We start from the raw sequence: 18,618 nt of genomic DNA, 5'->3' as shown, positions 1-18,618 counted from the left end.
TGCTCAGGACTTGAACACGGCCGCATTCATCAGGGGCAAGGGGTCGGCTATGCGCACCGGGGCATAGTCCATCAGATCGAGTACCTGGCTTTGCAGGTCGATCCCGGGAGCGATTTCCGTCAGCACCAGCCCTTCGGGCTCGATGGCAAACACCGCCCGCTCGGTGATGAGCATGGCGCGCTGGCCACGGGTGGCGACGTTGAGGCGCACCGGATAGGTAATTTCCTGCACGTGGCGGGCGAACTTGCGTACCGATCCCTCACGCACGATGCGCAACTCGCCACCCTCGTACGCCACCTCCAGCCCACCGGTCGTGAAGGTGCCGGTGAAAATCAAGGTTTCAGCGTTGTAGGCGATATCGATGAACCCGCCAGGCCCCGGGTTCGCAGCGCCGAATCGGCTGACGTTGACGTTGCCGTTTTCATCGAACTGGGCGAACGCCAGCGCTGCGACCTTGCAGTTGCCGCCATTGATGAAGTCGAACTGGGCCGGGCCATCGAGCAGCGCCTCCGGATACTTATTGGCGGAGAACTGCCAGCCGCTCATGACGATGCCACCGAACGGACCGTGCTCCGTCGTAAAGCGGTGACGCAGGAGTCCGTCGCCATCGAAGGCGCCATCTTCCATCATCACGCTCGGGATATCGGAAGATGCGCCGAAGCCAAAGATGCTCGGCACGCCCGGACGAATCTCGCAAGCCGCCCGCCGGGCGATAATCTTGTCGGCACCGGCAGGCAGTACTGCCGTGCAGCCACCAGGAAAGAGCTGCCCCCCCAGGTAGCTGTCGTCATACACGACCTCGGTGGTCATCATGGCTTGAGGGGCAACGACAACACGATCCACCAGTTCACCGGGAACACGCACAGCGTGCACCGGCCGCGCCTGGCGGGGGACGATCTTGCGGACCTGCGCGATCACTGTGCCGCCACAGGCCTTTACCGCGAGCGCCATGGCCAAGGCGCTGGAAGTGATCGGCTCGTCTTCGAAGCTGAGGTTGCCGTACTCATCGGCACTGCTTGCGCGCAGCAAGGCTACGTCCACTGGCCGAGCGGGATAAAACAGATATTCCTGGCCTTCGAACTCCACCAGCTTGACCAGATCTTCCTCAGCGCACGCCGTATATTTACCCCCTTGCTGGCGCGGGTCGATGTAACTACCCAGGCCGATGCGCGTGAGGTAACCCGGACCGCGGCGCGCCACTTCCCGGAGCCAATGCATGGTCGCGCCGATGGGCCAGCAATAGGCTTGGACCTTGTTCTCGCGGATCAAGCGCATCATTTGCGGACGCTTTCCGGTCTTCGGATCCAGCGTATTGATGTAGTTGCCCGAGATGACGCGCTTCATCAAGCCTTCTATCGCGACATGATCCATCCCGCGGATGTCCATCGCGTCGCCAACGCTGACCGGAAAGAAAAAAGTCAGATCCCGGGGCGAGGCACTCTCCTCGAAACGCTGCGCCAGCGCCAGCAGCAAGGTATCCGGCGTGAGCCATCCGATAACACCGACACAGCCAACCGTCTGGCCAGACTGAATATCGGCCACGGCCTCGGCAGCCGAGCATATTTTGGTCATTACACTCTCCTCTTGTTTTTATGAGTGCCGAGGGCGTTACTCTTGGAAGTGAATGATGTGGGTGCCGACGCACACGGTGTCGCCGTGCTGGTTGGTCAGTACCGCCTCTGCCCAAAGCCGCTTCTTCTCATCATCGGCACGGGCGATGCGGTAGCTCACGGTCAAGGTGTCACCTATGAATACGGACTGGGTGAAACGTACCCGGTCGTATCCGTAGGAAACGGCCGGGCGGTCGATCAGCCCCAGGTACTTGGTAACGGCGCCAGCGATGTAACCCACCAACATTGCCCCCTGGGCCACCCGAGCGCCCAAGCCGACGCGCTTGCAATACTCCTCGTCGACATGATTGGGATGGTTGTCACCGCTGATCCCGGCAAACGCGTAGATATCGTATTCACTGACTGTGCGGGTGTAGCTGGTCTGCGTGCCGATGAGGGACGAAACCTCTCCGCGATGAGGACTATTGAACTCAGGCATGGCTGTCTCCTTGTGACTGATTTGTGTGCTCATACCCGCTCGGAAGCCAGGCGACCGTCGAGCACCAACAGTGCTTCGAAAAGAAAGTAGTCACCCCAGATCAGCTCGTTTTCCATTGCGACACCGAGCTTTCGATTGAAACAACCATGGGTGAGGATGCCGACGGGGCGGGAGTCGCTGGCATCGACCGGGGTCTGATAGCGCAGCACCAATGCCTCGACGATCGCCTCTGCGGACTGCCGATAACGCTCACGTCTTTCCGGCAGGCAGACAGCAAGCTTTAACAATGCAGCCGCGGCGATGGCAGCACCCGAGGTGTCGCGACTGGTATCGGGAATTGCCGGATCATCGAAGTCCCAGTACGCCACATGGTCCTTGGGCTGATGTTCCAACCACCAGTCAGCAACCTGAATGGCGACGTCTCGGAATTCCATTTCTCCGCGATTGAGCGCCTGAGCGAGGGAAACCATCGCCCACGCCTGGGCACGAGTCCACGTGCTTTCGCCGTGAATGCCCTTGTGGGTGTAACGGCGCAGCAACGCCCCGGTTTGCGGATCGAAACTGGCGGACTGACAGACAGATCCGTCATCGCGCACGCAGAGTGCGATATGTTGGCGAAGGTGATTGCGAGCAATCTCGAGGGAGTCAAGCGCTGCCGCATGCTTGATCAATAAAGGAACCGGCCCTGGCAGCGCATCGATGTTTGCCTCGTTGCTGCCGACATCCGAGGCCTCCTCGGCCTCTTTGCCCAAGGGAATCAATTGCGCTTGGGGGTTGTACATGTCGAGCAATCCGCGAGTGCCTGCCAACGACAAATTGCGCGCCGTTTCGTCGTTCAGAAGCTCAGCGCCCAGCTCGGTGCCATACCAGAAGAGAAAGCCCTTGAACGCCGATTGGGACGAAGCGCGTGGCCCAAGGCGCTCGGCCCAGATCCGCGCTTGATCATGGTAACGCGGCTCTTTTGTATGCCAGGCGGCAAGCCAAAGCATGCCCACCCAAAAACCCCCCGTCCAGTCGCCTGCCGGACTACGAGTCCATTCACCAGTGGTTTGGTCGGCGTAATGGGGAAACCCTTGGCCGGGCTGATCGAGGGTCGCGTCAATGCGTGTCAACACTCTATCGATTGCGCGCTTGAGAATCTTGTTATCCAACTTATCTCTCCTATAGTTGCGCCGTTTTCAAATGGCAGAAAATGTCTTCCGATAAGAGCCGAATCAATGTATTGAGCCACTGTCTTGAGGCCACGGAAGACATGTTACGAGTTGACTTCCGAGACTTCCAATATATAATTTGATCAAGAATAATATTAAAAAGGTATTAATATGAACCTGCGGCACATGCGCTATTTTATTGCAGTTGCGGAGGAGCTGAGTTTCACTCAGGCCGCGTTACGACTGCACATTGCCCAGCCGCCTCTGAGTCAACAGATTCGTCAATTAGAAGAGGAGCTCGGCGTAACGCTATTTCAACGGACCAAGCGCCATGTGCAACTTACAGATGCTGGCCAGGTATTTTATATTCATGCCAAGCAGATTCTACGGGCCACGGATGTCGCGGCACTGGAGGCTCAACGCGCCGAACGCGGAGAGATTGGCCGGCTGTCCGTGGGCTTCTTCGAACATATGTCCTATACCCTGCTGCCGCCGATTTACCGCGCCTTTTGCGAACGCTTCCCGGATGTGGAAGTGGTCCTGCGCTGGTTCCCTGTGGTGGACCAGGCCGATGCGCTCCTGCGAGGCGATGTCGATATCGCCTTCATGCGCCCCACATCGCAATTCGACGGAATCAGCACCGAGACGCTGCTGACAGAACCCTTCGTACTTGCGATCCCGGAGCACCACCCGCTGGCGTCCCAGGACAGCGTGGCGCTGAGTCAGTGCGCCACCGAGCGCTTTGTCCTGTACGCGCCCAAACTGGCTCCCGATTTTCATACCATGATTTATCGCCTTTGCGCGGAAGCAGGTTTCACACCCAACGCGGCACTGGAGGTCGGCCAGATTTATGCCTGCCTGGGCCTCGTCAGCTCAGGCGTAGGCCTGGCCCTGGTACCGAGTTCTGTTCAGCGCATTCACCTTGAGCACCTTACATACCGGCCTATTCAGGGGCAGATGCCCTTGGTAAAAGTGATGCTTGGATGGCGCAGCAGTAACACTTCGCCGCTATTGCAGTCGTTTATTGATACCGCAAAAGAAGTGATGACGGCCTTCGAGCACGAGCGACTTTAATAATTGACAAGGCGCCCTCTGTGGCGCCATAACTTGCAAGGAAAATGTTTTAACTCTTATATCCAGCCACCCAATATCGCTACCGCGAATAGCACTATAGCTCTCCCTTTGTTCTAAACCGGCCAAGCCAATGCTCGACCGGTTTGAAACCCCAGTGCTTATTTCAAAGTAACAAGCGAGCAACCGCCTGCGGACATCGGCCGAAATGCTTCATCGGCAGGTATTGTGGACAGCAACTTGTAATAGTCGCCAGGGTACTTGGACTCGGAGGGCTTTTTCACTTCGAAGAGATAGAGTGGGTGGATCTTGCGACCATCGGCACGAATACTTCCCTCGCCGAAGAGCTTATCCTCGGTTTTGACCGCCTTCATCCGGGCGACGACTTCGGCACCATTCCCATCGTCATTGTTGACGGCAACTGCTCGCAGATAGTTCGTGACGGCGGAGTAAACACCAGCCTGCGCCATTGTCGGAAATTTCCCGCCGTTGGCAGCAGCGAATGCTCTACCGAATTCACGGCTCGCGTCATTCATGTCCCAGTACCAGGCAGCAGTCAGCATCAACCCTTGTGCCGCCTCCAGGCCCAACGCTTGCACGTCGCTAATGAACACCAACAAACCGGCTAGCTTCTGGCCACCAGCGGTGATGCCAAATTCAGACGCTTGCTTGACGGCAACAATGGTGTCCCCACCGGCATTTGCCAACCCGATTATCTGCGCCCCGGAAGCCTGGGCCTGCAACAAGTAAGACGAAAAATCGGTGCCCGGGAACGGATGGCGAACCTTGCCCATCACTGTTCCGCCACTTTTTTCAACGACCGACGCCGTATCACGTTCCAATGCGTGACCAAAGGCGTAATCCGCCGTCATGAAAAACCAGCTTTTGCCGCCACTCCCCACCACCGCTTTACCGGTACCGTTGGCAAGCGCCCATGTGTCGTAGGTCCAATGAATGGTGTTCGGGCTGCACGCCTTACCGGTCAGATCGGAACTGCCGCCACCGGATACCAGGAGCACCTTGTTTTTTTCCCTCACCACTTCATTGACGGCCAGGATGACCGACGAAGTCGGCACGTCGACGATCACATCCACCTTATCCACATCGAACCAACGACGGGCCACACTGGCCCCTACATCTGGCTTGTTCTGGTGATCAGCCGCCACGACCTCGACCTTCAGGCCATGTTTTTCAGGCTCGAAGTCGGCCACCGCCTGCTTTGCGGCCCACACCGAGCCCGGACCGGAAAGCCCGGCATAGGTACCTGACAAATCATTCAATACGCCGATACGCACTACACCATCTGAAACCTGGGCTTGCACGGCCGGAGCGGCTACCAGCAGCCCGAAGCAGATCTTGCGCAGATGAGTATTCAGTTGTTTGATCATTATTATTTTCTCCTACTCTTTCATTCGGGTGTTTAGTACGGGTTTTTTTATATTTTTCGAAGTTGAATGCTCGACATCCGCATCACGGGTTCGCCTCCCTCGCCGAACCATCCGCTCCCCTTGCACCGCCCCCTTTGCGAGAGGCCCCAAGAGACTTTCGGCGGTTTGCATCAGCGCGCCTTGCCGCCAGCCTGCTTTGGTAGAAAGCCGCAAACTCCCCGGCAATACCGCGGCGAAAGAGCAGCACGCAAACGATGAAAATGACGCCCATGATGACTGGCAAGAGCGCGCCCACCTTATCGGCCAATGCGTTCTGCAGAGTCACAACGATGGCGGCCCCTATCAGTGGGCCGAAGACGGTGCCCAGGCCTCCGAGCAGGGTCATCAGCACTACTTCGCCCGAGGTCTGCCAATGGGCGTCGCTCAAGGTCGCGAACTGAAACACCACGGCTTTGGTACCGCCAGCGAGCCCCGCCAGAGCAGCCGAAAGAACGAAGGCCAACAATTTGTATCGGGCTGCCTGATAGCCCAGGGAAATCACCCTCGACTCGTTTTCTCGAATGGCTTTGAGAATCTGGCCAAAAGGAGACTGGATAACGCGATGAATCAACCAGAAGCCAAAAACAAAGATGGCAAACACCAGGTAGTACAGATTTACGTCGTTGCTGAGGTCGATAAACCCAAATAACAGCCCGCGCTGCACACCTTGTAAACCGTCCTCCCCTCCGGTGAACGGAGATTGCAGGAAGACGAAATACATCATCTGCGCCAACGCCAATGTGATCATCGCAAAGTAGATGCCTGAGCACCGTATCGCCAACAGGCCGAATCCCAACCCCAGCACGGCGGCAGCCACAACCGCTGTGAGGATCCCCAGCTCGGGCGGGAAGCCCCACACCTTGATGCTGTAGGCGCTCACATAAGCGGCTGCGCCGAAAAAGACGGCATGACCGAACGAAAGCAAGCCGGTATAGCCAAGCAAAAGATTGAATGCACAGGCAAACAGCGCAAAACAAAGCACCTTCATGGCCAGTATCGGGTATATGGCGAAGGGGACAATAGCGCCGCAGATGAGCAGAAGGATACAGCCTAATAGTCGCGTTCTCGATGACATGTTACTCAGCCCTCCCAAATAGACCGGCCGGCCGAAATAACAGGACGATCGCCATGATAATAAAAACAATGGTTGCGGAAACTTCCGGATAGAACAGTTTGGCCAAACCCTCAATCACGCCGAGTGAAAGACCGGTAATAATGGCGCCAAAAATTGAGCCCATCCCGCCAATCACCACTACCGCAAATACCACAATAATCAACTGCGAGCCCATCATGGGACTGACTTGTAATACTGGCGCAGCCAGCACCCCGGCAAAACTGGCCAGCGCGACGCCGAAACCATAAGTCAGCATCACCATGACAGGTACATTAATGCCGAAGGCCTGGGTCAATGCCGGGTTTTCCGTGGCAGCACGCAAGTATGACCCCAAGCGTGTCCTTTCGATCATGAACCACGTCAGGGCGCATACGGCAAGCGAGGCAACAATCACCCAGCCTCGGTAGACGGGTAGAAACATGAAACCCAGATTCATTGCCCCTTTCAGTGCCTCAGGGACTGCGTAGGGTTGACCTGAAACACCAAATTCATTACGGAAAACGCCCTCGATGATGAGCGCCATCCCAAATGTCAGCAATAAACCGTATAGATGATCGAGCTTATACAACCACTGCAGCAGAGCGCGTTCGATCACAACGCCGACAATCCCCACCGTGAGTGGTACAAGCAACAATGACCACCAATAGTTGACGCCAAAATAATTGAGACACATCCATGAAAAAAACGCTCCCATCATGAAAAACGCACCGTGCGCGAAATTGATGATGCGAAGCATGCCAAATATAACTGCCAAGCCCAGGCTGAGGATCGCGTAAAACGAGCCGTTAACCAGTCCTAGCATAAGTTGGCCTGTCAAGGCCGACAATGGAACATCGAAGAGTGTTGCCATATTGTTTATCCTGACGATTTGTTATTAGTAGGATATTCGCCGAAGAGCCTGGAATACTTATAGAGCCACACGCTTCAGCCTTGTACCCAGAAGGTGCGTTGTAGGGGTTGCAGGTTTTAAATCCCTTGGCTCGCCGTTGGAACCGTCTAAACCAGACAAGTGCTTTAGCCGATATTAGATCCCTAAATATTCTTGAAGCAGATCGCTTTTTTGCCCAACTTCGTGCTGGTGAATCTCAGCGATAATCTTGCCGTGCTCGACGATATACATGCGATCCGCGAGGGGGGCGGCAAAACGTGAATTCTGTTCGACCAGAAGGATTGTGAAGCCCTTGCTCTTGAGCTGGCGGATGATTTCGGCGAGCCGCTGGACGATGACCGGTGCAAGTCCCTCGGATATCTCGTCAAGCAGTAGAAGGCGCGCACCAGTGCGCAGGACTCGGGCCAGGGCCAGCATTTGCTGTTCACCACCCGACATGCGGGTACCTTGGCTGTGACGACGCTCGTAGAGGTTGGGGAACATCTCATAGATTTCCTCCAGGCACATTCCATTGTTTCCTAAACGCGGCAGCAACAGCAGATTTTCCTCACACGAAAGACTGGCATAGATGCCTCTTTCCTCTGGGCAATAACCCACACCCAGGCGCGCAATCTTATGGGGCGATAGATCGATGGTTTCAGTACCGTCTATTATGATCGAACCCTGGCGCTTCCCCGTGAGCCCCATAATGGCTCGCAAGGTGGTGGTGCGGCCTGCGCCATTGCGACCTAACAAAGTAACGCATTCACCCTGCTTCACAGTGAAGTCAATGCCGTGGAGAACGTGAGACTCACCGTAGAAGGCTTGCAAGTTGGCAACTCGCATGTATTCGGTAGCATTGGTCATATCAATGGCTCCCTGGAGAGCGCAGCTCACTGTCGGCACTCCCCATATAGGCTTCGACCACGAGTGGATTGACTGAAACTTCAGAATAACTGCCCTCGGCGAGCACACTGCCGCGAGCAAGTACCGTGATAGTGTCGCAAATCCCCTCTACAACCTTCATGTTATGCTCGACCATCAGGACAGTGCGGTTGGCGGCGACATTCTTGATCAGCTCCATGACCCAATCGACGTCTTCATGCCCCATGCCTTGGGTGGGTTCATCGAGCAACATCAACTCAGGGTCCAGCGCTAAAGTGGTGGCTATTTCCAGCGCTCGCTTGCGGCCATAGGACAGTTCCATTGCTACTAGATCGGCGAATGACTCCAATCCCACTTGGGCGAGCAACTCCATCGCTCTATCGTCAAGAGCGGCAAGTGCAGCGCGCGACTTCCAGAAATGGAAGGAAGTCCCCAGGCTTCGCTGTAGCGGAATATAGATGTTTTCTCGCACGGTAAGGCGAGGAAAGACTGCCGATATCTGGAAAGATCGAATCATCCCTCTGCGCGCTACTGCAGCTGGGTGCTCACGAGTGATGTCCTGGCCGTTGAAGCGAATAGTCCCTTGGGTAGGATCGAGAAACTTGGTGAGCAAGTTAAAACATGTCGTCTTTCCGGCACCGTTGGGACCGATCAGGGCATGAATTGAGCCACGCTTCACACGCAAGTTGACATTTTCAACAGCGGTAAATCCTTTGAACTCTTTGGTCAAACCAACAGTTTCCAGAATCGCATCATTAGCCATATTATTTTCAACTCACGTTCTTGCTTTTCTTGTAATGTGAATCTAAGTCGTCGACTAATACTGGTCCAATATTATTTTAAGGAACCATTTATACGTAAAAAGTCTTTATTTTCTCGAGTCCAGCCATTTTTCAGTATTGTGACCGGGGATGGTTAAGCGGCTATAGACATAGCCAACGCTTTTGCCAACCACACCCGGCCCCTGGCATTAGAGCCGAGTGTGGGAGAAAGGCACGGGGAATGCCTTGCCTTGAGCGATGGAGTTTTGCGCTGCCGTCTGCAAGTTTGCCTTGGAGTCTGAATTTCAGGAAAGAACCTGAGCAGACCAGGATTCAGCTGAGGCGATATTCAAACCCCCGCATAGCTATCCACTACCCTCCGATACTGGCTGGGAGAGGCGCCGATGTGTTGCTGAAAAAACCGCGTGAAATGACCTTGCTCGGAGAACCCGAGGTTCTCCGACAACAGGCCCAAGGTTCCACTGCGCTCACGCTCCAGCCAGGCAAAAGCCCGGCGCATGCGCGCGTCGTTAAGCAACAGGGTCGGCGTCATGCCGGTATCTTTCTTGAACAGCGCAAAGAAGTGCGCCCGGGACAGACCACAAGCCCGCGCGGCGTTGTCGATCGGGTTCGGATCATCGAGGTGCTCAAGCAACCAGGCGGTGCCACGGCGCACGCGCGCATCCCGGAACTCACCTGTGTTGGGCGCACCCAGTAGCGACAAATGCCGCCAGCTGGAAAAGTCCTCGATCAGTTCGATCAGGAAGTCGAACAGCATGAACTCCAAACGCTCTTTCGGCACGATCCCACAACCATGCGCTTCGGCGACCAGGATGTCGGCCAGGGTGCGATTTCGACTCGACAGCTCGATGCATGATTGGGCAAAAAAGTCCGGCCGACCGCTGAGCGCCAGCGATTGCTGGGCAGTGGCCAGCCAGGCGGGCTCTATGTAAAGCGCCAGGATTAGCGTGGCACCGGCACCCGGCTGCGGATCGTAGAAATGCGGCTCCCAGGCGTTGACCAACACCGCGGTGCGATCACTGAGCGGAACCCGTCGACCGTTAACGTTGAAGTAAGTATCCTCGCCGGACACTTTGACCAGCACATGGCATTCGGAATGGGTATGGGTGACCAGCGAATGATCCATATTCAGCAAGGCGACCCGGCCAAACCTGCCGTGGAAAACCCGTTGGGCAATCGACATCAGATTCCTCCTCGCTTGAAGCGATATTGTTATCGGCCTCAATGCATATCATCGGGGCGCTTATCTATTTCTCAAGCCCGTCGATCGGTCCATGGTTCAGCCAGACTTGGCTGGCCACTATCGCGCGCGAATGACCGAGCGTCTACCTCGACTTTCGCAGCCCCCACGTTCGTCGGAAAAACCGCCTTACAAGGCATGGCGTTCTTTGCCGTGATAAACGCGCAGGATATCGGCCACCACCGCCAGAGCGATCTCCGCCGGGGCCTTGCTGCCCAGATCGAGGCCGATGGGCATGTGCAAACGGGCAATCTGTTCATCCGTCAGACCACCGATGCGCTTGAGCCGCTCGGCGCGCTTGGCCGAGGTTGCCTGAGAACCCATGGCACCGATGTAAAACGCCGGGGTGTGAACCGCTTCCATCAGCGCCAGATCATCGATTCGAGGATCGTGAGTCAGCGCCACCACCGCAGTCGCCGCATGGCAACCACCAGCGGCGATGTACATCGAGGGCAGCACGCGTTGCATCTCCACGCCTTCGAGCTGCACATGCTGCATCTCATCCCGGGGGTCGCAGGCGATGACTTCGCAGCCGATGGCGCGGGCGAAACTGGCGCAAACTTCAGCGACCGGCGACAGCCCGGCCAGAATCAGTCGCAACGCAGGGCCAACACTGATGCGCACCGTCTCGTCGACGACTTGCACCCGCTCGCTGCCGTGTCCGATGTCTGCGTCCAGGCGCAAGGCTCCGCTGCTCAACTCGACATGGCGCAGCAGACGCCGCTGACCCAGTAACGCCGCTTGCAGACTCTCCAGGTGCTCGATCCATTCGAGACTCGCAGCGCGGTGCTCGACCAGCACGATCAGCACGCCACCACAGGGTAATCGCAGACGGTGGCGTTGCTCGACGCTGTCGCCATAACTGACGATCTGCGCCGGTTCGCGTAATTCACCGCGCGTCAGGCTTTCGAGAAACTCCTCCTCGACGCAGCCACCCGACAGCGAGCCGACGTGTTCGCCCGAGCCATTGGTCACCAGCATCGCCCCCGGCGCACGCGGCGCCGAGCCATAGGTGGAGAGCACCGTACACAGCCACTGGGCCTGCCCGGCGCGAGCCCATTGCAGTGCCTGGTCGATCACCTGAACATCGAGATGACGCATGTTTTCTGTACCTCAAGCAAAGCGTGGTGCTGCAGACAGGGTTACGTTTACGGTAACCTGCGAGCAACCTTGTTCAATCGTTGATTCAACATGTCGCCACAACAATTTCTGCAACTTGGGCCGCTGCGCCTGGAATATCGCCAAATTCCTGCGGCTGACCCATCGCGACCGACGCTTGTGCTGTTGCACGAAGGCCTCGGCAGCGCCGATCAATGGAAAGACTTCCCCCAGCGCCTGGCCCAGGCCAGCGGTTGCGGTGTGGTCACCTACAGTCGTCAGGGTTATGGGCAATCGAGCCCGGTAACCCTGCCGCGTCCGCTGAACTACCTGAGCAGCGACGGCCCTCGTGAACTGCGGCAATTGCTCGATGCCTTGCAACTGCCGCAAGTGGTTTTGCTCGGTCACAGTGACGGCGCCTCCATTGTCCTCGCCTATGCCGCCGCCAATGATCCCCGCGTATTGGGCAGCATTGCACTGGCGCCTCACGTGATTGTCGAGACCGAGAGCCTCGATGGCATTCGCCATACCACCGAGGTTTGGCATCAGGGCGAATTGCGCGAACGCCTGGCACGCCACCATGGGACCAATGTCGACGGCGCCTTTCACGGTTGGAGCGACAGCTGGTTGCACCCGGACTTTTCCTTGGACGATCTCGAAGCGCAGTTGGCTTATATCGAAAGGCCGCTGCTGGTCATTCAGGGTCGCGAAGACCACTACGCCACGCCCGAGCAACTGATGGTCATCCAGCGACAGGTGCCTGGGCCGTGCCGCTGTGTGTTGCTGGATAACTGCCGGCACTTTCCCCAGACCGAAGCGACCGAGCGGACCTTGCAGCTGATCTGCGAATTCCTGGAGCGCCTCCCCGCCTGAATGCCCCGAATGTGACTCAACCATCGATCACCTCATCCAGCGTTGCTACGCGCTCCGGTCGTTCGCGCCAGCGACGGACGACACCCAGTTCGATATCGAACATATCCAGCACCCTTCCTACAGTGTGATCGATCATGTCATCCAGGCTGGTCGGCTTGGCATAGAACGCAGGCACTGGCGGCGCGATCACCGCACCGAGTTCAGCCAACTCGGTCATGCTGCGCAGGTGATTGCGGTGCAGTGGCGTCTCGCGAACCATCAGCACCAGGCGCCGGCGCTCCTTGAGCACCACGTCGGCGGCGCGGGTCAGCAGCGTTGAGGTCACGCCGCTGGCAATTTCTGACAGGCTGCGTATCGAACACGGCGCGATGATCATGCCCATGGTTTTGAACGAGCCACTGGCAATTGCCGCGCCGATGTCCTGATTGATGTAGCTAACGTCAGCAAGGGTCTTGATCTGAGACCAGGACATCTCGGTTTCATGGGCCAAAGTAATCAGCGCCGACTTGCTGACCACCAGATGGGTTTCAATCGGCGTGTCGCGCAACAGCTCCAGTAGACGTACGCCATAAACGGCGCCGGAGGCACCGGAAATTCCTACGATCAGCCGCTGCGGCCGGCTATTACTGGGAACGCTCATGGTCGCCTTCCTCTATCGGGCCTTCTTTGTAGAAATGGATGGCGTCGAGTGCGGTGGTCATGGTTTTGCCGATCATCTCGATGAACAGCATTGCCGCCGGGGTCAGTGGTCGACGGGCGTCGTGCACACAGACCATGCGCCGGCTGATCCCCGGCGCGGCCAGCGGATAGGCGCGCAACGCGCCTTCGTGCAATCCGCGATGCAAGACGGTTGCCGGCAGCACGCTGACCCAGTCGCTGCGACGCAAGAAGTCCTCAATGACCGCCAGATCGTCCACCTCCAACTGCGGGGTGACTTCAATGCCCTGGGCGGCAAGGTGCTGGTCGATGACCATACGCAGCCCGTGACGACGCGAGGGCAGCACCAGTTTGAATCCCGCCAGACTGGCCAACGGCAAGGGCAACGCTCCGTTAAGGCGATTGGCTGCACCGGTGGCGACCAGTAGCTCCTCATCGAAAATGTCGTGGCCGATCAGGTGCTCATGCTGAAAGCTTTGGTTGATGACCGCGAAATCCAGCACGCCGGTCAGGACCTTCGCGATCAACTCCTGGCTGTAGCCCGAGGTGACGCTCAATTCAACCTGTGGCTGATGCTCGACGAAATGCGCCAGGGTGCTGGCCAACGCGTTGTTGGCGGCAGACGCGATCAGCCCGGCACTGATGCGTCCGCCGATCTGGCCGCTACGGTCGATCAGGGCCTGACGCGCCGCCAGCAGCTGGCCAAGAATCGGCATGAACAAACGATAAGCCTGATCGCCGGCCTCGGTCGGCGCCATGCCCTTGGAGCTGCGCTCGAACAACGTCTGCCCGAGTTCTTCCTCAAGCCTGGCGATCTGCATCGACAACGCCGGTTGCACGATATTCAAGCGCTGCGCAGCCCGGGTGACGGAGCCTTCCTCATAAAGGCAGGTAAAATACTTCAGATGGCGCAGCTCCATGGTCACCCTCGCGTGCGCGCTCAACCGAGCGTGCCGACGTTCTGATAAATGTGTTTGAGCTCGCTGAAATCCAGCAGCGCATCGACGCCATGCAAGCGCCCCAGGCCGCTCTTGCGGTAGCCACCGGTTTCCGCCTCGGCGAACAATTTGTTGTGGTCGTTCAGCCACACCGTACCGTTGCGCAGTGCCCGAGCGACACGCCAGGCGCGAGCGCCCTGCCCGGTCCAGACACTCGCCGACAGACCGAACTCGGTATGGTTGGCGCGCGCTACTGCCTCGGCTTCATCTTCGAAGGACTCCAGCACCAGCAACGGGCCGAAGATTTCCTCCTGGCAGAAGAACGCGCCGCTGTCGCGGTGGGCGATCAGTGCAGGGGCGAGGAAGGCGCCCTGACTCAGCGCGCCATCCGGGCGGCCGCCGGCCAGCAGCACCTCGTCGCAACAGTCCAGCGCATCGGCGATGCGCCTCTCGACCTTGTCGCGCGACTGCCAGTCGATCAGCGGGCCCATTTGCGTCGCCGCCTCCAAACCGTGGCCCAGGCGGATTTCGCCGAGCGCGGCACTGAGCGCACGTTTCATCTCGGCAAAACGGCTGGCCTGCACCAGCACGCGCCGTGCGGCGGTGCACTGTTGGCCGGAAATGATGGTTGCTGCTGCCGCCAGTTTCGGTGCGATAGCCTCGACGTCGGTATCCTCGAAGACCAGGCAACAGGATTTGCCGCCGAGTTCAAGGGACAGCTTCTTCATGGTCGCTGCGGCGTCTTGCATGATGCGCTGGCCGGTTGCGGTGGAGCCAGTAAAGCTGAGCACATCTACCAGCGGCGAAGCCACCAGGTACGCCGCGCCGACATGCCCAGTTTCAGCGAACAGGTTGACCGCGCCGGCCGGTAGGCCCGGTAGGGCGAATAGCGGCTCGAGCATGGCCGCGTTGAATAGCGCGGTCTGCGGCGCCGGCTTGATCACCGCGGTGCAGCCGGCCGCCAATGCCGGGGCGAGGGCGCGCACCAGCAGCACCGCCGGGGCATTCCATGGAATGATCAGCCCCGCGACCCCGGCCGGTTCACGCAGCATGTTGGAGAACTCGCCAGGCGCCACCTCCATCACATGGCCGGGGTTGTGTCGGGCCAGACCGGCATAATAGACAATCTCGGAAATCGCCCCGGCTATCTCGCCGCGCGATTGCACCAGGGCCTTGCCATTCTCGCGGGTGAGCAGCTGCGCCAGTTCCTCCTGGCGTGCCTTGAGGCCTGCGGCCCAGTCCAGCAGCAATTGCTGACGCAGGCGCGGATTCTGTGACCACTGCGGGTTGGCGAAGGCGCGGGCGGCGGCGGAGACCGCCGCTTGCGCCTCGGCTTCGCCGCCATCGGCGAAGCGGCCGATCAACTCGCAGCTGGCCGGGTCGAAGCTGTCCGCCCAATGTCCCGCGTCGGTCCATTGCCCATCGATGAAATGTCTGCTTTGCATGAGTCCTCCGGTATTCCGTGGGTCAGCGAGCAGCGGTCGACCACCAGAACCGACCGCTCATTGAGTCGCTGTCAGAGCTGGTGTTCGGTAGCCGCTTTGGACGCGCGCTCGACCTGCTGCGCATCAACGCGAGCCTGGTCCTCGGGTTTGCGCGCCGCATCCGACATGCCATTGAACAGCGTGCCCAGCACGCCCTTGTTCAAGTCGCTGGTGCCAAACAGTGCATCGCAGATCGGAAAGGTCAGGTTGAAATTGCGCGTGTGCATGAAGTCCGGGTTGTGATGCAGGACATGCATGCGGCGCACCGTGTTGACCAGCGGCATGGCATCGAGCAGCGGATGCTCGAGGTGCGACAGCGTGTGCAGGCCTTCGTACATCAGGAAGTAGGCCGCCATCGTCAACATTGCGATATAGCCGGCGTTGGCCGTCCATAACGTGCCCAGCAGCAGGGCCAGCGGCAGCGCGGCCATCACGAACAACACCGGAGCGAATGGGGGAAACAGCAGAGCGCGCCAATCCTGATGGCCGTGATAGTCCAGCGTCTTGTGCGAGAAGAACTGATGGTGGGTGGCGACATGCCGCTTGTAGGCCGGCTTGAGCCAGCTCCTCGGGCTGTGTAGCAAATAACGGTGGCCCGCCCATTCGGCCCAATTGCCGAACAGGAACATCGGCACTACCACCAGCAACCACTCCTGCCAGCTCGCATCGACAATCTGGCTGGCGCAGTACCAGAGCACCCCGCCGGTGAACAGCAGGGTGAAAGCCAGGTGCATTTCGCCGCGATACCAGCTGGGTGTGGACGCACGATAGCTCTCGCGGTATGCGTGCGAACGCTCAACGATTTGTTGTTCACGATTCATAACGGTTTACCCTTTCAATGAAATATCGGCTGCGCATGGACTCCCCCTATCAGTGGGTCACCGAGCCGCCGTCGACCACCACAGTCTGGCCGCTCATGAAATCGCTGTCGGCGCTGGCCAGAAACAGCAGCGCGCCGACCAGGTCTTCCGGTACCGCCTCGCGCTTGATGCAGCGGCTGGCGATGTTGTTGCGCACGATGTCGCCGGCCCAGGCGGCGTTGGCCTGGACGTTGGCGCTCATGGTCAGGCCGGGGGCCAGGCAGTTGCAGCGGATGCCGGCGTCGCCGACTTCGCGCGCTATCGAGCGTGTCAGGGCAATCACCGCGCCCTTCGACGCGACATACGCCGCCATCATCGGCGCGCCTTTGAAAGCCGTTGCCGAGGCAATATTGACGATCTTGCCGTAGCCCTGACGGCGCATCACCGGCATTACCGCCTTCGCGCACTCGAAGGAACCGCGCACGTTGACTGCCATGATCCGGTCCCATTCCGCCGAGCTGGTCTGCTCGAAAGGTTTGAGTTCCAGGGTGGCGAACAACGCCGCGTTGTTGATCAGCACGTGCACACCGCTGAACTGCGCCACGGCTTCCTCGACCATGGCTTGCACCGCGGCACCGTCGGTCACGTCGCAAGCGATTGCCAGGGCCGTACCGCCCTTGTTGCGGATCGCGGCAGCGGTTTCGTCAGGCGCCTTCAAATCGCAGAGCACCACCTTCGCGCCCTCGGCCGCCAGCGCCTTGGCGTAGGTGGCGCCGATACCTTGGGCCGCGCCGGTGACGATAGCGACCTTGCCGGTCAATCTGTTCATTGCCATCTCCTTCACTTGAAGTTGCCTTGGGTTTCCGGAATCACCACGCTGCCGATCAGGTAGATCACCGACAGGCCGGCGGCGAAAATCGCCAGTACCATGGGGATCTGCGCGGGGCTGCTGCTGAACAGGGACACAAAGGTCGGCATGGTTCCACCGAGGGCGAAACCGATGTTCCAGGACAATCCTGTGCCGCTGGCGCGCAGCTCGGTGCTGAAGCGTTCGTTGAGGAAGATCAGGATCGGCGCGATGATCGCCCCGCCCATGAAGGCGATGCCCACGCAATACAGCGCAGTGCGGGTCAGCGAACCCGGCTCGGCGACACCGAGGAACATCATCGGCAAGCTCACCAGGTTAATCACACCCAGTAGCATGAAGGTCTTCTTGCGACCGATCAGGTCACTCAGGTAACCGAAGGCCAGTGCTCCGACAATGGTTGCCACCGACCCGTACATGAGCATCTGCGAAGTTTGCGTATGGGGCACTTTGGCGACCACGTTGAGCAAGGTCGGCAGATAACCGCAGGCCAGGTAATACGTTGCTCCGCCGCCGAATGTAATCAGCAGATTGACCAGCATCACGCTGCGGTACTCGCGACCAAACAGACGCTTGAGCGGCGACACGACCACTACCGCCGGCCCCTTGGTCTTGCGCGCTTGTTGCAGTTGCTGCCAGACCGGGGTTTCTTCCAGATAGCGGAACATCACCAGCCCGAAAAACGTGCTGAGCAGCCCGCAGAAGAACATGAAGCGCCAGCCCCAGACGTCAAATTCATCCCCGGGGAAAATTTCCGACAACACCAGGTAAGTGAACGACGCCAACAGCGCGCCCATGCCGGCACCGGCACCACCGATCAACCCGGACATCAGGCCGCGATAGCGCGGCGAGATGGATTCGGTGCCGATGGTGTGAGTGGAGGCCACGATGCCGCCAACGAAAATGCCCTGAATCACCCGCAATAGCAGAAACAGTATCGGGGCCAATATGCCGGCCTGATGAATGGTCGGCAGCGCGCCAAACAGTGCCGTGGAAATACCGACGCCGACCATCGACACCATCAACGCTCGCTTGCGGCCGTGCTTGTCGGCATACGCGCCGAAGATTGCCGAACCCAGGGGGCGCACCAGCAGGGCCACGGCGAATGAGGCGTATACCGCGGCCAGCGACAGTGTCGGGGTGTCCGAGGGGAAAAACATGCGGCCGATGATCGGCGCCACGTAGAGCAGAATGAACAGGTCAAACAAATCCAGCGCCCAGCCGAATGTCGAGGCAAATGCCGCCAGTAAGGCCTTGCCCGGTGGAATCTGCGGTGTATCGATAGCGGCGCTGGTTGGCGATGCAGTTGTTGTTGT

The 18,618-nt window shown here is 58.7% G+C and carries 17 protein-coding genes and 1 pseudogene; 2 read left to right on the top strand and 16 right to left on the bottom strand.

Annotation, left to right across the window (positions count from 1 at the left end; genetic code table 11):
- Positions 1-3 precede the first annotated feature (3 nt).
- Genes ACRESJ_RS32990 through ACRESJ_RS32980 form a run of 3 tightly spaced genes read right to left on the bottom strand, consistent with a single transcriptional unit; the run spans position 4 to position 3,200 of the window.
- Positions 4-1,572, bottom strand: coding sequence for an acyl CoA:acetate/3-ketoacid CoA transferase (locus ACRESJ_RS32990; protein WP_421527559.1), 1,569 nt, complete (start codon positions 1,570-1,572; stop codon positions 4-6).
- 36 nt (positions 1,573-1,608) lie between these two features.
- Positions 1,609-2,049 (bottom strand): MaoC family dehydratase, encoded by a 441-nt coding sequence (locus tag ACRESJ_RS32985; protein WP_069556824.1) that lies wholly within the window; start codon positions 2,047-2,049, stop codon positions 1,609-1,611.
- 29 nt (positions 2,050-2,078) lie between these two features.
- Positions 2,079-3,200 carry a glycoside hydrolase family 88 protein gene (locus tag ACRESJ_RS32980; RefSeq protein ID WP_083348741.1) on the bottom strand — a complete coding sequence of 374 codons (1,122 nt, stop codon included), beginning with the start codon at positions 3,198-3,200 and terminating at the stop codon, positions 2,079-2,081.
- A 171-nt stretch (positions 3,201-3,371) separates the two neighbouring features.
- Here ACRESJ_RS32980 and ACRESJ_RS32975 point away from each other — a divergent pair, with 171 nt between their 5' ends.
- Positions 3,372-4,274: a LysR substrate-binding domain-containing protein gene (locus ACRESJ_RS32975; RefSeq protein WP_069556822.1), complete on the top strand. Its 903-nt coding sequence runs from the start codon at positions 3,372-3,374 to the stop codon at positions 4,272-4,274.
- 158 nt (positions 4,275-4,432) lie between these two features.
- Here ACRESJ_RS32975 and ACRESJ_RS32970 read toward each other — a convergent pair whose 3' ends face one another.
- The 7 genes and pseudogenes from ACRESJ_RS32970 to ACRESJ_RS32940 form a co-directional block, all read right to left on the bottom strand.
- Positions 4,433-5,659 (bottom strand): ABC transporter substrate-binding protein, encoded by a 1,227-nt coding sequence (locus tag ACRESJ_RS32970; protein WP_154851546.1) that lies wholly within the window; start codon positions 5,657-5,659, stop codon positions 4,433-4,435.
- Positions 5,660-5,876: 217 nt separating this feature from the next.
- Positions 5,877-6,773, bottom strand: a pseudogene (locus ACRESJ_RS32965) (branched-chain amino acid ABC transporter permease); the annotation flags it as partial.
- Between the two features lies 1 nt (position 6,774).
- On the bottom strand, positions 6,775-7,662 hold the full coding sequence (locus ACRESJ_RS32960) for a branched-chain amino acid ABC transporter permease (protein ID WP_069556819.1): 888 nt from the start codon (positions 7,660-7,662) through the stop codon (positions 6,775-6,777).
- A gap of 174 nt (positions 7,663-7,836) precedes the next feature.
- The gene (locus ACRESJ_RS32955; protein WP_083348737.1) at positions 7,837-8,547 is read right to left on the bottom strand and encodes an ABC transporter ATP-binding protein; all 711 of its coding nucleotides are present in this window, start codon (positions 8,545-8,547) and stop codon (positions 7,837-7,839) included.
- A 1-nt stretch (position 8,548) separates the two neighbouring features.
- Complete coding sequence (locus ACRESJ_RS32950; protein WP_138965430.1) at positions 8,549-9,328, bottom strand: ABC transporter ATP-binding protein; 780 nt, start codon at positions 9,326-9,328, stop codon at positions 8,549-8,551.
- Between the two features lie 347 nt (positions 9,329-9,675).
- Positions 9,676-10,530, bottom strand: coding sequence for an AraC family transcriptional regulator (locus ACRESJ_RS32945; RefSeq protein WP_431761635.1), 855 nt, complete (start codon positions 10,528-10,530; stop codon positions 9,676-9,678).
- A 186-nt stretch (positions 10,531-10,716) separates the two neighbouring features.
- Positions 10,717-11,688, bottom strand: a complete 972-nt coding sequence (locus ACRESJ_RS32940; RefSeq protein ID WP_017737786.1) for an XdhC family protein — start codon at positions 11,686-11,688, stop codon at positions 10,717-10,719.
- A 90-nt stretch (positions 11,689-11,778) separates the two neighbouring features.
- Between ACRESJ_RS32940 and ACRESJ_RS32935 the strand changes: the two genes are divergently transcribed.
- Positions 11,779-12,558, top strand: coding sequence for an alpha/beta fold hydrolase (locus tag ACRESJ_RS32935; protein ID WP_017737787.1), 780 nt, complete (start codon positions 11,779-11,781; stop codon positions 12,556-12,558).
- 16 nt (positions 12,559-12,574) lie between these two features.
- Here ACRESJ_RS32935 and ACRESJ_RS32930 read toward each other — a convergent pair whose 3' ends face one another.
- The 6 genes from ACRESJ_RS32930 to ACRESJ_RS32905 all read right to left on the bottom strand — a co-directional run.
- On the bottom strand, positions 12,575-13,198 hold the full coding sequence (locus ACRESJ_RS32930; RefSeq protein ID WP_026136920.1) for a UbiX family flavin prenyltransferase: 624 nt from the start codon (positions 13,196-13,198) through the stop codon (positions 12,575-12,577).
- Positions 13,182-14,135, bottom strand: coding sequence for a LysR family transcriptional regulator (locus tag ACRESJ_RS32925; RefSeq protein WP_017737789.1), 954 nt, complete (start codon positions 14,133-14,135; stop codon positions 13,182-13,184). Before ACRESJ_RS32925 ends, ACRESJ_RS32930 begins: the two co-directional genes overlap by 17 nt.
- 20 nt (positions 14,136-14,155) lie before the next feature.
- Positions 14,156-15,598: an aldehyde dehydrogenase family protein gene (locus ACRESJ_RS32920; RefSeq protein WP_431761634.1), complete on the bottom strand. Its 1,443-nt coding sequence runs from the start codon at positions 15,596-15,598 to the stop codon at positions 14,156-14,158.
- 71 nt (positions 15,599-15,669) lie between these two features.
- The gene (locus ACRESJ_RS32915; RefSeq protein WP_017737791.1) at positions 15,670-16,458 is read right to left on the bottom strand and encodes a fatty acid hydroxylase; all 789 of its coding nucleotides are present in this window, start codon (positions 16,456-16,458) and stop codon (positions 15,670-15,672) included.
- A gap of 49 nt (positions 16,459-16,507) precedes the next feature.
- Positions 16,508-17,266, bottom strand: coding sequence for an SDR family NAD(P)-dependent oxidoreductase (locus ACRESJ_RS32910; protein ID WP_017737792.1), 759 nt, complete (start codon positions 17,264-17,266; stop codon positions 16,508-16,510).
- An 11-nt stretch (positions 17,267-17,277) separates the two neighbouring features.
- On the bottom strand, positions 17,278-18,618 hold a 1,341-nt coding region (locus ACRESJ_RS32905), incomplete at its 5' end, for an MFS transporter (protein ID WP_431761633.1).

It is taken from the genome of Pseudomonas sp., assembly GCF_050739655.1.
GTDB lineage: Bacteria > Pseudomonadota > Gammaproteobacteria > Pseudomonadales > Pseudomonadaceae > Aquipseudomonas.
The sequence above is the reverse complement of the archived record's forward strand: the minus strand, read 5'-3'. Positions and strand labels throughout refer to the sequence as shown.

Coding starts and splice junctions, on each gene's coding strand:
- ACRESJ_RS32990 (WP_421527559.1), bottom strand. CDS start 1,572: ATGACCAAAATATGCTCGGCTGCCGAGGCCGTGGCCGATATTCAGTCT.
- ACRESJ_RS32985 (WP_069556824.1), bottom strand. CDS start 2,049: ATGCCTGAGTTCAATAGTCCTCATCGCGGAGAGGTTTCGTCCCTCATC.
- ACRESJ_RS32975 (WP_069556822.1), top strand. CDS start 3,372: ATGAACCTGCGGCACATGCGCTATTTTATTGCAGTTGCGGAGGAGCTG.
- ACRESJ_RS32970 (WP_154851546.1), bottom strand. CDS start 5,659: ATGATCAAACAACTGAATACTCATCTGCGCAAGATCTGCTTCGGGCTG.
- ACRESJ_RS32960 (WP_069556819.1), bottom strand. CDS start 7,662: ATGGCAACACTCTTCGATGTTCCATTGTCGGCCTTGACAGGCCAACTT.
- ACRESJ_RS32955 (WP_083348737.1), bottom strand. CDS start 8,547: ATGACCAATGCTACCGAATACATGCGAGTTGCCAACTTGCAAGCCTTC.
- ACRESJ_RS32950 (WP_138965430.1), bottom strand. CDS start 9,328: ATGGCTAATGATGCGATTCTGGAAACTGTTGGTTTGACCAAAGAGTTC.
- ACRESJ_RS32945 (WP_431761635.1), bottom strand. CDS start 10,530: ATGTCGATTGCCCAACGGGTTTTCCACGGCAGGTTTGGCCGGGTCGCC.
- ACRESJ_RS32940 (WP_017737786.1), bottom strand. CDS start 11,688: ATGCGTCATCTCGATGTTCAGGTGATCGACCAGGCACTGCAATGGGCT.
- ACRESJ_RS32935 (WP_017737787.1), top strand. CDS start 11,779: ATGTCGCCACAACAATTTCTGCAACTTGGGCCGCTGCGCCTGGAATAT.
- ACRESJ_RS32930 (WP_026136920.1), bottom strand. CDS start 13,198: ATGAGCGTTCCCAGTAATAGCCGGCCGCAGCGGCTGATCGTAGGAATT.
- ACRESJ_RS32925 (WP_017737789.1), bottom strand. CDS start 14,135: ATGGAGCTGCGCCATCTGAAGTATTTTACCTGCCTTTATGAGGAAGGC.
- ACRESJ_RS32920 (WP_431761634.1), bottom strand. CDS start 15,598: ATGCAAAGCAGACATTTCATCGATGGGCAATGGACCGACGCGGGACAT.
- ACRESJ_RS32915 (WP_017737791.1), bottom strand. CDS start 16,458: ATGAATCGTGAACAACAAATCGTTGAGCGTTCGCACGCATACCGCGAG.
- ACRESJ_RS32910 (WP_017737792.1), bottom strand. CDS start 17,266: ATGAACAGATTGACCGGCAAGGTCGCTATCGTCACCGGCGCGGCCCAA.